At 57.5% G+C, this 13,789-nt stretch carries 16 protein-coding genes; all 16 read left to right on the top strand.

Annotated features, from left to right (window positions below):
* Positions 1-86 precede the first annotated feature (86 nt).
* The 16 genes from CHN51_RS17000 (at position 87) to nuoK (ending at position 13,727) form a co-directional block, all read left to right on the top strand.
* Positions 87-905, top strand: a complete 819-nt coding sequence (locus tag CHN51_RS17000; RefSeq protein ID WP_100095080.1) for an inositol monophosphatase family protein — start codon at positions 87-89, stop codon at positions 903-905.
* 104 nt (positions 906-1,009) lie between these two features.
* Positions 1,010-1,384, top strand: coding sequence for an NADH-quinone oxidoreductase subunit A (gene ndhC, locus CHN51_RS16995; RefSeq protein ID WP_100095079.1), 375 nt, complete (start codon positions 1,010-1,012; stop codon positions 1,382-1,384).
* A 47-nt stretch (positions 1,385-1,431) separates the two neighbouring features.
* A complete protein-coding gene (locus tag CHN51_RS16990) occupies positions 1,432-1,947 on the top strand; it encodes an NADH-quinone oxidoreductase subunit B (RefSeq protein ID WP_100095721.1) in 516 nt (171 codons plus the stop codon).
* Positions 1,948-2,049: 102 nt separating this feature from the next.
* Positions 2,050-2,832, top strand: coding sequence for an NADH-quinone oxidoreductase subunit C (locus tag CHN51_RS16985; RefSeq protein ID WP_100095078.1), 783 nt, complete (start codon positions 2,050-2,052; stop codon positions 2,830-2,832).
* A 154-nt stretch (positions 2,833-2,986) separates the two neighbouring features.
* A complete protein-coding gene (locus tag CHN51_RS16980; RefSeq protein ID WP_100095077.1) occupies positions 2,987-4,219 on the top strand; it encodes an NADH-quinone oxidoreductase subunit D in 1,233 nt (410 codons plus the stop codon).
* Between the two features lie 273 nt (positions 4,220-4,492).
* On the top strand, positions 4,493-5,158 hold the full coding sequence (gene nuoE / locus CHN51_RS16975) for an NADH-quinone oxidoreductase subunit NuoE (protein WP_100095720.1): 666 nt from the start codon (positions 4,493-4,495) through the stop codon (positions 5,156-5,158).
* A gap of 209 nt (positions 5,159-5,367) precedes the next feature.
* Positions 5,368-6,690, top strand: a complete 1,323-nt coding sequence (nuoF, locus tag CHN51_RS16970; RefSeq protein ID WP_100095076.1) for an NADH-quinone oxidoreductase subunit NuoF — start codon at positions 5,368-5,370, stop codon at positions 6,688-6,690.
* Positions 6,687-7,436, top strand: a complete 750-nt coding sequence (locus CHN51_RS16965) for a hypothetical protein (RefSeq protein ID WP_123906350.1) — start codon at positions 6,687-6,689, stop codon at positions 7,434-7,436. Before nuoF ends, CHN51_RS16965 begins: the two co-directional genes overlap by 4 nt.
* A 283-nt stretch (positions 7,437-7,719) precedes the next feature.
* A complete protein-coding gene (locus CHN51_RS16960; protein ID WP_123906349.1) occupies positions 7,720-8,193 on the top strand; it encodes a hypothetical protein in 474 nt (157 codons plus the stop codon).
* Entirely contained in the window at positions 8,193-10,208 is a 2,016-nt protein-coding gene (gene nuoG, locus CHN51_RS16955; protein ID WP_100095073.1) for an NADH-quinone oxidoreductase subunit NuoG, read from the top strand. Before CHN51_RS16960 ends, nuoG begins: the two co-directional genes overlap by 1 nt.
* A gap of 106 nt (positions 10,209-10,314) precedes the next feature.
* Complete coding sequence (locus CHN51_RS16950) at positions 10,315-10,599, top strand: hypothetical protein (RefSeq protein WP_100095072.1); 285 nt, start codon at positions 10,315-10,317, stop codon at positions 10,597-10,599.
* The gene (gene nuoH / locus CHN51_RS16945) at positions 10,596-11,654 is read left to right on the top strand and encodes an NADH-quinone oxidoreductase subunit NuoH (RefSeq protein ID WP_100095071.1); all 1,059 of its coding nucleotides are present in this window, start codon (positions 10,596-10,598) and stop codon (positions 11,652-11,654) included. The genes CHN51_RS16950 and nuoH overlap by 4 nt, the downstream gene beginning before the upstream one ends.
* Entirely contained in the window at positions 11,651-12,064 is a 414-nt protein-coding gene (locus CHN51_RS16940) for a hypothetical protein (protein ID WP_123906348.1), read from the top strand. The genes nuoH and CHN51_RS16940 overlap by 4 nt, the downstream gene beginning before the upstream one ends.
* Positions 12,061-12,546, top strand: a complete 486-nt coding sequence (gene nuoI, locus CHN51_RS16935) for an NADH-quinone oxidoreductase subunit NuoI (protein WP_100095069.1) — start codon at positions 12,061-12,063, stop codon at positions 12,544-12,546. Before CHN51_RS16940 ends, nuoI begins: the two co-directional genes overlap by 4 nt.
* Before the next feature lie 208 nt (positions 12,547-12,754).
* Positions 12,755-13,369 (top strand): NADH-quinone oxidoreductase subunit J, encoded by a 615-nt coding sequence (locus CHN51_RS16925; RefSeq protein ID WP_100095719.1) that lies wholly within the window; start codon positions 12,755-12,757, stop codon positions 13,367-13,369.
* Between the two features lie 52 nt (positions 13,370-13,421).
* Positions 13,422-13,727, top strand: a complete 306-nt coding sequence (nuoK, locus tag CHN51_RS16920) for an NADH-quinone oxidoreductase subunit NuoK (RefSeq protein WP_100095067.1) — start codon at positions 13,422-13,424, stop codon at positions 13,725-13,727.
* Positions 13,728-13,789 lie beyond the last annotated feature (62 nt).

Below are 13,789 nucleotides of genomic sequence, written 5' to 3'. Positions count from 1 at the left end.
CACGACCATATTGCTCGCCTGCTCTTTGAAAAACAGATAGACCCACCCCAAGCCCTTCCCGTAAACGGGAGGGGGGAGACATTAAAATGCCAGCACATTCCGCCCTTATCACCGTCATGGAGCGCGCCGCGCGCAAGGCGGGATCGCGCCTGCGCCGCGACTTCGGCGAAGTAGAGCATCTGCAGGTGTCCAAAAAAGGGCCTGCCGACTTTGTTTCCAAGGCCGACATGCGCGCCGAGCGGATTCTCTACGACGAATTGCTGAAAGTCCGTCCCGGCTGGGGCTTCGTGCTCGAAGAGGGCGGCATGATCGAGGGCGAGGAAGGCAAGCCGCGCTGGATCATCGATCCGCTCGACGGCACCTCGAATTTTCTCCACGGCATTCCGCATTTCGCCATTTCGATCGCGGTTCAGGAGCGCTCGCTCGACGGGCGCGGCTGGGGCAAGATTACCAGCGGCCTGATCTACGAACCGCTCACCGATCTGACCTGGTGGGCGGAAATGGACAAGGGCGCATGGCTCGGCGAGCGCCGTTTGCGCGTCTCGGCCCGCCGCGATCTGTCGGAAGCGTTGATTGCCACCGGAATCCCTTTCAAGGGCCATGGCGATCTGGGCGAATGGGCGCGGATCTTCGGCGCCGTGGCACCGCAGGTCGCCGGGATCAGGCGCAATGGTTCGGCCGCGCTCGATCTCGCCTGGCTGGCCGCCGGCCGCTATGACGGTTTCTGGGAAGCCGGTCTGAAAGTATGGGACGTTGCAGCCGGGATATTGATGGTTCGCGAAGCGGGCGGTTTTGTCACCGACTATACCGGCGGCGACCAGCCGATCGGGCAGGGCGAAATATTGGCATCGAACGAAGCGCTGCACAGCAAGCTGCACCGGATATTGGCAAAGTCGCTGCTCTAACTGCGAACGCCTCGCAAAAGGCCGCAATTTTAGCCACTTCACCCTTGCGGCATGGGGAGCCACTGCCTAAAAGCGGCCCCGAATATTAGCGAAACGAGTCATCAGTGGTCGATCTTTCCGAATATGCACCGATATTATTGTTCCTGTTCGTAGCGGCAGGTCTGTCCACGGCCTTTGTGTTCCTGCCGATGGGTGTCTCCCGTCTCACCGGAACCCATAATCCGAGCGCCGAGAAGCTCTCGGAATATGAGTGCGGTTTTCCCGCCTTCGAAGATTCGCGCAGTCAGTTTGACGTCCGCTTCTATCTGGTCGCGATCCTGTTCATCATTTTCGACCTGGAGGCAGCCTTTCTGTTCCCCTGGGCCGTTTCGCTTGAACTCACCGGCTGGGTCGGCTGGACGACAATGATGGTATTTCTTGCCGAGCTGGTTATCGGCTTTGCATATGCCTGGAAAGTAGGAGCGCTGGAGTGGGATTAGAAACTGGCACCAGTGGTTCGGCCATATTGAACGCAGACGGCACGCCGATGCGTCCCGATACGCAGCCTGACGAGGCGTTTTTCAAGGACCTGAATTCGGAAGTGAATGACAAGGGCTTCCTTGTCACTTCTACCGAGGAATTGTTCCAGTGGGCCCGGACCGGTTCGCTCTGGTGGATGACATTCGGTCTCGCCTGCTGCGCGGTCGAGATGATCCACGTCAACATGCCGCGCTACGATATGGAGCGTTTCGGTGCTGCCCCGCGTGCCAGTCCGCGTCAGTCGGACGTAATGATCGTCGCCGGCACCTTGTGCAACAAGATGGCTCCGGCGCTGCGCAAGGTCTATGACCAGATGTCCGATCCGAAATATGTGATCTCGATGGGCAGTTGCGCCAATGGCGGCGGCTATTATCATTACAGCTATAGCGTTGTCCGTGGCTGCGACCGGATCGTCCCGGTCGATATTTACGTGCCCGGATGCCCGCCGACCGCAGAGGCCTTGCTCTACGGCGTGATGCAATTGCAGCGGAAGATCCGCCGCATCGGGACGTTCGAGCGCTAGGATGGTAAATTTGCAATCTTTCCGTTCATGTCGAGCGAAGTCGAGACATGCAGTGGTGAATAACGGTCTCTCGACTTCGCTCGAGACGAACGGGGTTTTCTAATGGCTCATTCCGCACCAGCTATCTCCAGTAACGCCGGCGTTGCCGCCAAGCTTGGCAAGGCGATCGGCGCTGCCCTGGTCGACACGGTCGAGGCCTATGGCGAAATCAGCTTCACCGTCGAGCGCAAGAAGCTTGCCACGGTATTGGAAAAGCTGCGCGAAAAGCATGAATATCAGCAGCTGATGGAAATTGCCGGGGTCGACTATCCGGATCGCGCCGAGCGGTTCGAGGTCTGCTATCATCTGCTCAGCCTCACCAAGAACCATCGCATCCGCGTCAAGGTCACGACCGACGAGGACAATGCGGTGCCAAGCGTTACCCATATCTGGGAAGTTGCCGGCTGGCTCGAGCGCGAAGTGTTCGACATGTATGGCGTCCTGTTCGACGGCAATACCGATTTGCGCCGGATCCTGACCGACTATGGTTTTCAGGGGCATCCATTCCGCAAGGATTTCCCGCTGACCGGCTATGTCGAGATGCGCTATTCCGAAGAAGCGAAGCGCGTTGTCTATGAGCCGGTGAAGCTGGCGCAGGATTTCCGCAGCTTCGACTTCATGTCGCCATGGGAAGGCGCGGACTATATTTTGCCCGGTGACGAGAAAGTGGGCGGCGAAGCGCCGCCACCGACGCCGAAGACCACCGACGACAAGAAAGATACCGGCGCTGGCGAAAAGGCCGACAAGGAAGCCGCCAAGCCGTCGAAGCGCGAAGAAGCTGCGGCCAAGAAGCCGGCTCCGAAGCGGACCAGGTCGGGTACGCAAAAGAAGGGGGAGGGCAAGTGATGGCTAGCAACGCTCCCGTTCGTGTCGAGCGTAGTCGAGACACCTCTATCCACCACAACCGGCTTCTCGACTTCGCTCGAAGCGAACGGGAGAGTGGAACGCTGGCTCACGGCTTCTCGACTTCGCTCGAAGCGAACGGAAAGGTAGGCATCTAATGGCTGACTATCTCGACGAAATGGACCATATCGCCGATGAATCCGATCCGACGGTCGGCGATCTGGAAATTCAGAATTTCACGATCAACTTCGGTCCCCAGCATCCCGCAGCCCATGGTGTTTTGCGGATGGTGATGGAGCTCGATGGCGAGATTGTCGAACGCGTCGATCCGCATGTCGGGCTGCTGCACCGCGGCACCGAGAAGCTGATCGAGCACAAAACCTATTTGCAGGCTTTGCCCTATTTCGACCGGCTCGATTATTGCTCGCCGCTGGCGATGGAGCATAGCTATGTGCTGGCGATCGAGAAATTGCTTGATCTCGAGGTTCCGCTGCGCGGGCAATATCTGCGGGTGCTATTCGCCGAGCTGACCCGGATCTGCAATCACATGCTCAACATCGGTGCCCATGTCATGGACGTCGGCGCAATGACGCCCAATATCTGGGTGTTCGAAATTCGCGAACAGTGCATGAATTTTTTCGAGCGGGCGAGCGGCGCCCGCATGCACAGCGCCTGGTTCCGGCCCGGCGGCGTGCACCAGGACGTGCCGCTGAAGCTGCTCACCGATATCGCCGACTGGCTGGATGAATTCCCGACGCTGTTCGAGGATGCGATGAGCCTGGTCGTCGGCAACCGGATCTTCAAGCAGCGCAATGTCGATATTGCCACCGTGTCGCAGGATGATGCAATTCGCTGGGGCTTTTCCGGCCCGGTGCTGCGCGGCAGCGGTGTTGCCTGGGACCTTCGCAAGTCGCAGCCTTATGACGTTTACGACCGGATGGATTTTGATGTGCCGGTTGGCACCAAGGGCGATTGCTATGACCGGTTCATGGTGCGGGTCGAGGAAGTCCGGCAGAGCGCCCGGATCATGCGCCAGTGCCTCAATGAAATGCCCGATGGCCCCGTCGCCTCCACCGACCGCAAGATCGTCCCGCCCAAGCGCGCCGAGATGAAACAGTCGATGGAAGCGCTAATCCATCACTTCAAACTCTACACCGAGGGCTTTCACGTCCCCGCCGGCGAAGTCTATGTCGCGACCGAAAGCCCGAAGGGCGAATTCGGCGTCTATCTGGTCAGCGACGGGACAAACAAGCCCTATCGCTGCAAGATCCGGCCGACCGCTTTCTCGCATCTGCAGGCAATGGATTTCATGACCAAGGGCCATATGCTGCCCGACGCCACCGCCATTTTGGGCGCGATTGATGTCGTGTTCGGGGAGTGTGACCGGTGAGTTTGGCTAGTTCATTTTGGCATTTCGCTATGCGGCGATATCAAACCCGTAAGCCTAACGCATGTTGGGAAGCTGTCGCATTCATGTGGTTTGGCCTCTTGTTTTCCGCTTATAGTCTAGCATTGTTTCAAGACTTTGAACTCAATCAACGATATATTTTGCCAGGGATTATTGTTTGTGGTTTGCCGTTGGTTCTCGGCATAATACACCGCCGCATCCGCCTAGAACGTGCAAAATCCTCAGATGCACTTTATCGAAAGTGGTTATCAACTAATGGCTGAAGCACCAACCATCCCCGACGAAATCGAAACCCGTGCCAAATGGGGCGATTTTGCGTTTACGCCGGAAAATGAAAAGCTCGCCAAATGGCAGATCGCGAAATATCCGGCTGGCCGACAGAAATCGGCGGTCATGGCGCTGCTCGACCTGGCCCAGCGGCAGGTTGGTGCAGACACGAAAACGCAAGGCTGGCTGCCGGTTCCGGTGATCGAATATGTCGCCGCCTATCTCGATATGCCCTATATGCGGGCCTATGAGGTCGCGACCTTCTACACCATGTATAATCTCGCGCCGGTCGGGCGGTTTCATGTCCAGGTTTGCGGTACCACGCCGTGCATGCTGCGCGGTAGCGACGATGTGATGGCGGCCTGCAAGAACAAGGGCATGGCAAAGGGCAAGACGACGCCCGACGGCCTGTTCACGCTGACCGAGGTCGAATGTATGGGCAATTGCTCCAACGCACCGATGGTCCAGATCAACGACGATAATTACGAAGATCTCGATTATGACATCATGACCCGGATTCTCGAGGATCTGGCAGCGGGCAAGGATATCAAGGTCGGCTCGCAAATTGGTCGCAAGACCAGCGAAGCAGAGGGCGGTCCGACGAACCTGCAGGCGATGGTCGAGGAAAATCACGATTACCGGGGGGAATGGTGATGGATTTTTCTGTGAACCGTTTTCCGTTCGTGTCGAGCGTAGTCGAGACACATTGCGCGACAACCGGTCTCTCGACTTCGCTCGAGACGAACGGTGTTGGAAGGGAGCGCTAATGCCATGCTACTCGACGGATATGCAGGCTGGATCGGGCTCGGCGTTGTCATCATTGGCATTATCGGCGGCCTCTGGGGCCGTTGGAGGAAAAAATAATGGCGTTTGATTTCCTTCAGGACAAGGACCGCATCTTCACCAATGTCTATGGGTTCCAGTCATGGGACCTGAAGGCATCGCAGAAGCGCGGTGACTGGGACAATACTGCCGACATCATCAAGCGCGGCAATGACAAAATTATCGAGGAAATGAAGGCCAGCGGTCTGCGCGGTCGCGGCGGGGCGGGTTTTCCGACCGGTCTGAAATGGTCGTTCATGCCCAAGGAAGCGCCCAAGGATAGCCAGGGCAATCCGCGGCCAAGCTTTCTCGTCATCAACGCCGATGAATCCGAGCCGGGGAGCTGCAAGGACCGCGAAATCCTGCGCAACGATCCGCACAAATTGATCGAAGGCGCGCTGATCGCGGGTTTCGCGATGCGCGCGCGCGCCGCCTATATCTATATTCGCGGCGAGTATATTTTCGAGGCCAAGGTCATGGAGGCGGCCGTCAAGGAAGCCTATGACGCTGGCCTGATCGGCAAGAATGCGGCCAAGTCCGGCTATGATTTCGACGTCTTCGTCCACCGCGGCGCCGGCGCCTATATTTGCGGCGAAGAAACCGCGATGATCGAAAGCCTCGAGGGCAAGAAGGGCCAGCCGCGTCTCAAGCCGCCATTTCCGGCGGGTGCCGGCCTTTACGGCTGCCCGACAACGGTGAACAATGTTGAATCGATCGCGGTGGTTCCGACAATCCTGCGGCGCGGTGCCAGCTGGTTCGCCAGCTTTGGTCGCGAGGGCAATCACGGCACGAAACTGTTCCAGGTGTCCGGCCATGTCGACAAACCGGCGGTGTTCGAGGAAGCCATGTCGATTCCGTTCAGAGACATGATCGAGAAACATTGCGGCGGTATCACCGGCGGCTGGGACAATCTGCTCGCGGTCATTCCCGGCGGTTCTTCGGTTCCGCTGGTTCCGGCCGAGCAGATCATGGACGCGCCGATGGACTTTGACGGTCTGAAGGATCTCGGTTCCGGTCTTGGTACGGCTGCGGTCATCGTTATGGACAAGTCGACCGATATCGTCCGCGCGATTTCGCGGCTCAGCTATTTCTACAAGCATGAAAGCTGCGGCCAGTGCACGCCGTGCCGCGAAGGCACCGGCTGGATGTGGCGCGTGATGGAAAAAATGCGTGATGGCGACGCGGATATCGAGGATATCGATACGCTCTACGAAGTGACCAAGCAGGTCGAAGGCCACACCATCTGCGCGCTCGGCGACGCGGCGGCCTGGCCGATCCAGGGTCTGATCCGGCACTTCCGTCCGGAGATGGAACGGCGAATCGATGAACATAAAGGCACAGAAGTGCTGGAGGCAGCGGAATGAAGACAGCATCATTAATAGTCGGATCCCTCGTGACTTTGGCTCTGGGCGTGCCGTTCGGCAGCCCGGCCCTTGCGCAGGTCGATCCGGACATCCAGCTCGGTTCGAAGATACCGGTCCGTCCGGAGAAGCCCGATCCGGTCAAGGATGGTCTGGTCAGGGACCGCTATGTCAGTTGCGCTTATGGTCCGCACCAGAAGCAGATTGATGGCTTGCTGGCCATCAGCGACCCGTTGACCGTCGATTTCGAAGGCGCAGGTATCGAGGAATCGAAAATGTTCCGCCAGTGGAATATTCGCGAATGTTTTGTCATGCAGGGCGATGCGGTCCAGAGCTCGATCTCTTTCTCTCCGTCGGCCTTCCGCTACATGATGCTGGAAGCAGCCTATTTGCGCGCGCATACCAAAACACCGGTCAATTACGAGAACTGGGTTGCCAAGCCGCGTGAGTATGTCACGACCGGCGAAATGTTGCCCACGGCAAAGGCTCTGGGGATCATGTCCGACTGTATTGCGAGCCAGGATCCGGTAAATGCCGACAAGCTGCTTCGCACGGCTTCCGGCACGAAAGCTGAAAAGGAAGCAGCGGTCGCTCTGGTTCCAGCCCTGAGCGCCTGCATCGTTGCCGGCCAGCAGCTGCAGCTCAAGCCCGCCAATATCCGCGGCTTTGCTGCAGACGGAATGTGGCAGCGCTTCGTTGCTGGAGCGCCGACCGCCAGTCAAACTCCTCTGCCAGAGGCGCAGGACTAATGTTTGAATTCACCATATATGACATGGGATATGGCTACCCGATCGGGTCAGCTGTGCCGGAGGCAGCTGCGTGAAACCGGTCTTTGCATTCATACTCATGGCCATGATGGTAATGAGCGGGGTCGATGGCCCGGCCGATGCGCAATCTTCGCAGGCCAGCGAACGACAGGCTGTTACGCATTTCTGGAGATTTGCCAATTGCGTTGCGAAACATGACCGCCGGCGCGCAGAGGACATTTTAAATGGTGCGGACAACTCGGACGAAAATGTCAGGATGACAAAGTTGCTCGCCACGAAAAACCGCGGCTGTATTCCTGCTGGATCGGAAATGAAATTTTCCGGGTCGCTTTTCAGGGCTGCATTGTCCGGTGCATTGCTAAGTCGGAAATACCGTAGTGATGCGGTCGGCGACTATTCTTCTGTCGAGCCCCTCTACCGGGTTACAACATTAGCCGATGGTACGAGCGATGCGATCGTAAAAGACATTGCCCTGAAGCAATTTTCCGAATGTGTTTCCCGGATGGCTCCAGCAAAGACGCTCGCGCTTTTTGGCACAAAGCCTTATTCGAACGACGAGGATGCGGCATTTGCATCCCTGCAAGCTGAAATGAGCCATTGTCTGCCGGTTTCCGAAGGCCAGCAATTCGGTTTCACCCGTCTTGAATTGCGAACACTTCTTGCGGAAGTCGCTTATGAACTGGATATGAAATTGGCTCTGGGAATGGAAGCAACTGAAACAACCGAGGCGCAAAACTAATGCCTAAAGTCACCGTAGATGGCATCGAGCTGGAAGTGCCGCAGGGCGCGACCGTGCTGCAGGCCGCCGAGCTTGCCGGCAAGGAAATCCCACGTTTCTGTTATCATGAGCGGCTGTCCATCGCCGGCAATTGCCGCATGTGTCTGGTCGAGGTAAAGCCGGGGCCACCGAAGCCGCAGGCGAGCTGTGCCTTGCCGGCTGCCGAAGGTCAGGAAATTCGTACCGACAGCGAAATGGTCAAGAAGGCGCGCGAAGGGGTGATGGAGTTTCTTCTGATCAACCATCCGCTCGATTGCCCGATTTGCGACCAGGGCGGCGAATGCGATCTGCAGGATCAGGCCATGGCCTATGGCAAGGGCGGCTCGCGCTACGAAGAGAATAAGCGCGCGGTTACCGAGAAATATATGGGGCCGATCGTCAAGACCGCGATGACCCGCTGCATCCACTGCACGCGTTGTGTGCGCTTTGCCGAGGAAGTCGCCGGCGTCGAGGAAATTGGCGCTATTGGCCGTGGCGAAGGGATGGAGATTACCTCCTATCTCGAAGGCGCGGTGCACAGCGAACTCAGCGGTAATGTTGTCGATCTCTGCCCGGTGGGTGCGCTGACCAGCAAGCCTTACGCCTTTGAAGCGCGTCCATGGGAATTGACCAAGACGCTGGGCATCGACGTGATGGACGGTGTCGGCACCAATATCCGCATCGACAGCCGTGGCCGCGAAGTGCTGCGCGCTCTGCCGCGCGTCAATGATGACGTGAACGAGGAATGGGCGACCGACAAGACCCGCCACGCCATCGACGGCCTGATGAAGCGCCGTCTCGACAAGCCTTATGTGCGCAAGAATGGCAAGCTGGAAGCGGCGAGCTGGAACGAAGCATTCCAGGCAATTGCCGACGTGAACGCGGGCAGTTCTGTTGCTGCGATCGCCGGTGATCTGGTTGACTGCGAAACCATGTATGCGGCGAAAAAGCTGCTCAAGTCGATGAAATCGGACATGCTGGAAGGCCGCCAGACCGGACTATCCTATGATGTGTCCAATCTCGCTGCGGTGAATTTCAACTCTACCATTGCCGGTATCGAGGAAGCGGATGTGATCCTGCTGGTCTCGACCAATCCGCGCTGGGAAGCGTCGCTGGTCAACACACGCATCCGCAAGGCCGTGCGCCAGCGCGGTGCGAAGGTATATGGCATCGGGCCGGAAGCAGACCAGACCTATCCGGTCGAATGGCTGGGCGACGATATGGGCCTGCTGGCGAAACTGCCCAAGGCGCTTGCCGATGCGCTGAAGGGCGCTGAGCGGCCTGCGATCATTCTCGGTGGTGGCGCGCTCAGCATCGAAGGCGCGCATGGCGCGGCTTTGAAGCTGGCAAGCAAATATAAGCTGATCCGCGATGGCTGGAACGGCTTCAACGTCCTGCATATCGGTGCCTCGCGCACCGGCGGGCTGATGCTCGGCTATGCCTATGACGGCGGGATCAAGGCGATTGCGGCTAAGCAGCCGAAGCTGGTCTTTGCACTGGGCGCGGATGAAACCGACTTTTCGCAATTCGACAAGAGCTTCAAGGTCTATATCGGCCATCATGGCGATGCCGGTGCCCATGCCGCGGATGTGATCCTGCCGGGCGCGGCCTATACCGAGAAAAACGGCACCTATGTCAATCTGGAAGGCCGTGTGCAGCGTTCGAACAAGGCGATTTTTGCGCCGGGCGACGCGCGCGAGGACTGGAGCATCTTGCGGGCGCTGTCCGATGTGATGGGCAAGACGCTGCCGTTCGACAGTTTTGAAGAATTGCGCACGAAGATGGCCAAGGATCATCCGGAACTGGCGCAGGAAGGTCTGGTGACGCTCGAATGGTCGCCGCCCACCGGCTTGCCTGACGAACCCAAGGGGCAGGGCGTCCATCCGGTCAAGGACTTCTACCTGACCAACAGCATCGCCCGCGCCAGCGCGACCATGCAGCGCTGTTCCGCGGAACTGCTGCACGCCGATGACGAGATTATGGAGGCGGCAGAGTGAGTATCACCAAACTGCCGTTCGTACTGAGCCTGTCGAAGGACAGCTTGCGCGCGCACCGTTCATATTTCGACAAGCTCAGCACGAACGGTGTACTGGAGATGGCAAAATGAAGCCGCTTCCTGACCTGCTGGTGAGAGCACCGAAAATTTTCTACGCGCTGGCCGTAATAGTGTTTTTTGCAACATTCTGGATGTCTTATTACGAAGTTAAAGCAGTGCAAATGCCCTATGCTCCGGAGAATGATGTGATAGTCAGAGCTGCGCTATTGAGGGCTATTTTGCAGGGATTCTCGGAAGCAATTTGGATCGTTGCAAACGGAATATTGTTTGATTTTCTTGTGCGATTCTGGAATCGCCACGCTGCTCCGAGTGAGCTGGGAGATAACCAATGACCGAATATCTCCAAACCACCTTCCTCGGCGCTGAACTCGGCTGGTTCGTGGCCACGCTGGCGCTGATCCTGCTGATCGCTCTGCCGCTGATGCTGGCCGTCGCGATGATCATTTATGTCGACCGGAAAATCTGGGCGGCGATGGCGCTGCGCAAGGGGCCCAATGTGGTTGGCCCATTCGGCCTGCTGCAAAGTTTTGCCGATGGTCTGAAAGTGTTCCTGCAGGAAACGATCATTCCGTCGAGCGCCAACAAGGGCCTGTTCCTGCTGGCGCCGATCATCACCTTCACGGTGGCCCTGCTGGCCTGGGCGGTGATCCCGTTCGGCGAGGGCATGGTGCTGGCCAATATCAATATCGGCCTGCTCTATATTCTCGCGATCAGTTCGCTGGGTGTTTACGGGGTGGTTATCGCCGGTTGGGCGAGTAACTCGAAATATCCGTTTTTCTCCGCGATGCGCGCCGCCGCGCAGATGATTAGCTACGAAGTCTCGATCGGCTTCATTCTGATCTCGGTGGTATTGTTCGCTGGGACTTTCAATCTTTCCGATATCGTGCTTTCGCAGGAAGGCCATATATTCGGTCTCGTTAATGCTTATGGTCTGAACCCGCTCTTGTTCCCGATGGCGGTGGTATTCCTGATCGCCTCGATGGCGGAAACCGCGCGGCACCCGTTTGACCTGACCGAGGCGGAGAGCGAGCTGGTTGCCGGTTACCAGACCGAATATAGCTCGATGAGTTTCGCCCTGTTCTGGCTTGGCGAATATGCCAATATCCTGCTGATGTGCGCGCTCAACGCGATCCTCTTCTGGGGCGGCTGGTTGCCGCCGCTCGATGTCGACTGGATCCCGTGGTTCGATATTCCGGGCATTGTCTGGCTGTTCGGCAAGATGTTCTTTTTCTTCTTCATCTTCAGCTGGGTGATGGCGACGGTTCCGCGCTACCGCTATGACCAGCTGATGCGTCTGGGCTGGAAAATATTCCTGCCGCTTAGCCTGCTCTGGGTGTTCCTGGTCAGCGGCTATGTGATGATTGACAAGTTTGGATTGCCGCTATGAGTATGATTGTTGCCATGGCCGCAGCTTTGAGTTGTACGATTTTTCCAGTCGAGCCAGACCCTGCATTGGAGGGGAAAATTGGAACCATGTCGATTGACCTGCCAGATGAACTTAGCAAAGAAATGGAACGTGCTTTCTTCAAGGTCAGTGCCATCCCTTTGTCTACCATGAAATTTGCCGACGAAGGAGTTCAGCTGCGTGAATGGATCATTAGGGGCAACGATTTAAAAGTTGGTGAAGTCGGTAAAATCGCTCGAGTTCAAATTTCATCGCAGCCATTCACGCCTTTTTCCATCCGGGTTGGTGAAGTCATCCATGAAGGCGAAGATATTTATCGGTTCAGCGAGAAATTTAAGGGTAATTGTATGTTGAAAGCGGCGTCACCCTCCCGTGAAGGAGCGTCAAAATGACCATCGCACAAACCATCAAGGCCTTCACCCTGTTCGAATTTATCGGCGCCCATGCTTTGACGCTGAAATATTTCTTCAAGGCGAAGAAAACGATCAACTATCCATACGAGAAGAACCCGATTTCGCCGCGGTTCCGGGGGGAGCATGCGTTGCGCCGCTATCCTAATGGCGAGGAACGCTGCATCGCCTGCAAGCTGTGCGAAGCGGTCTGCCCGGCGCAGGCGATCACGATCGAGGCCGAGCCGCGCGAAGACGGTTCGCGCCGGACCACGCGCTATGACATTGACATGACCAAGTGCATCTACTGCGGTTTCTGTCAGGAAGCCTGTCCGGTCGATGCGGTGGTTGAAGGTCCGAATTTCGAATATGCGACGGAAACGCGCGAAGAGCTGATTTACGACAAATCGAAGCTGCTGGAAAACGGCGACAAATGGGAGCGGGCAATCGCGGCAAACCTTGCCGCCGATGCGCCTTATCGGTAATGGGCGCTGTGATGATTGAGATGGGGGCATTTTTGCAAAATTGCGCTGTATATTTCCTCCCGATGCGTAGCATGGGGAGGGGGACCAACCGCAGGTTGGTGGAGGGGGCGAGTGCGCAGCGCTCGCTTCGTTCGCGGCCCCTCCGTCACGCCTTCGCCAAGGCTTCGGCGCGCCACCTCCCCAAAGCTTCGCTTCAGGGAGGATGCGCATAATGCAAATATTCGCTTTCTATCTATTCGCATCCATCGTGCTTGCCAGTGGTGCCATGTGCATTTTCTCGCGCAATCCGGTGCACAGCGTCTTGTGGCTGATCCTCGCCTTTTTCAATGCGGCGGGTCTGATGCTGCTGGTTGGCGCGGAGTTTATCGCGGCGCTGCTGGTCATCGTCTATGTCGGTGCGGTCGCGGTGTTGTTCCTGTTTGTCGTGATGATGCTCGACATCGATTTTGCTGAGCTGCGCGCGGGTTTCATGAAGAACCTGCCGCTCGGCCTGTTGCTGGCGCTGGTGCTGGTGGTCGAGATTATCTTCGGCGTCGGAACCTGGCAGTCTGCGGGCATGGGCGAGGCCACCGCTGCGGTCGGTCTGCCGGAAGGCGCGCCGTCTAATATCGAACAGCTGGGCGCCTTGCTCTACAGCAAATATGTCTTCCTGTTCGAGGCCGCGGGCATGATCCTGCTGGTCGCCATGGTCGGCGCGATCGTGCTGACGCATCGTACGCGTGGTGGCGTCCGCAAACAGAATATCGCCGATCAGGTCGCTCGCCGGCCCGAAGACGCGACCCGCAACACACAGCCCGAAGTCGGCAAGGGAGTGGAATTGTGATTCAGAATCTATCGGCTCCGTCCGCCAGATATTCAGCAGCCGGGGATATGTCATGATCGGTATCGAACATTATCTCGTCGTCAGCTCGATCCTGTTCGTGATGGGCATGCTCGGCATTTTTCTCAATCGGAAAAATATCATCATCATCCTCATGGCGATCGAACTGATCCTGCTTGCGGTGAATCTCAATTTTGTCGCGTTCAGTGCCTTTCTCGGCGATATGACCGGGCAGATATTCGCCATGTTCGTTCTGACCGTGGCGGCAGGCGAGGCCGCCATCGGGCTGGCCATTCTCGTGATTTATTTCCGTCAGCGCGGCACGATTGCCGTCGATGATGTCAACCGGATGAAGGGGTGAACATGAGTTCGTCTAACAATACCGTTCGCCCTGAGCCTGTCGAAGGGCAGGCTTCGCGCACG

Source organism: Sphingorhabdus sp. YGSMI21 (assembly GCF_002776575.1).
In the GTDB taxonomy this organism is placed as follows: Bacteria; Pseudomonadota; Alphaproteobacteria; order Sphingomonadales; family Sphingomonadaceae; genus Parasphingorhabdus.
The sequence above is the reverse complement of the archived record's forward strand: the minus strand, read 5'-3'. Positions and strand labels throughout refer to the sequence as shown.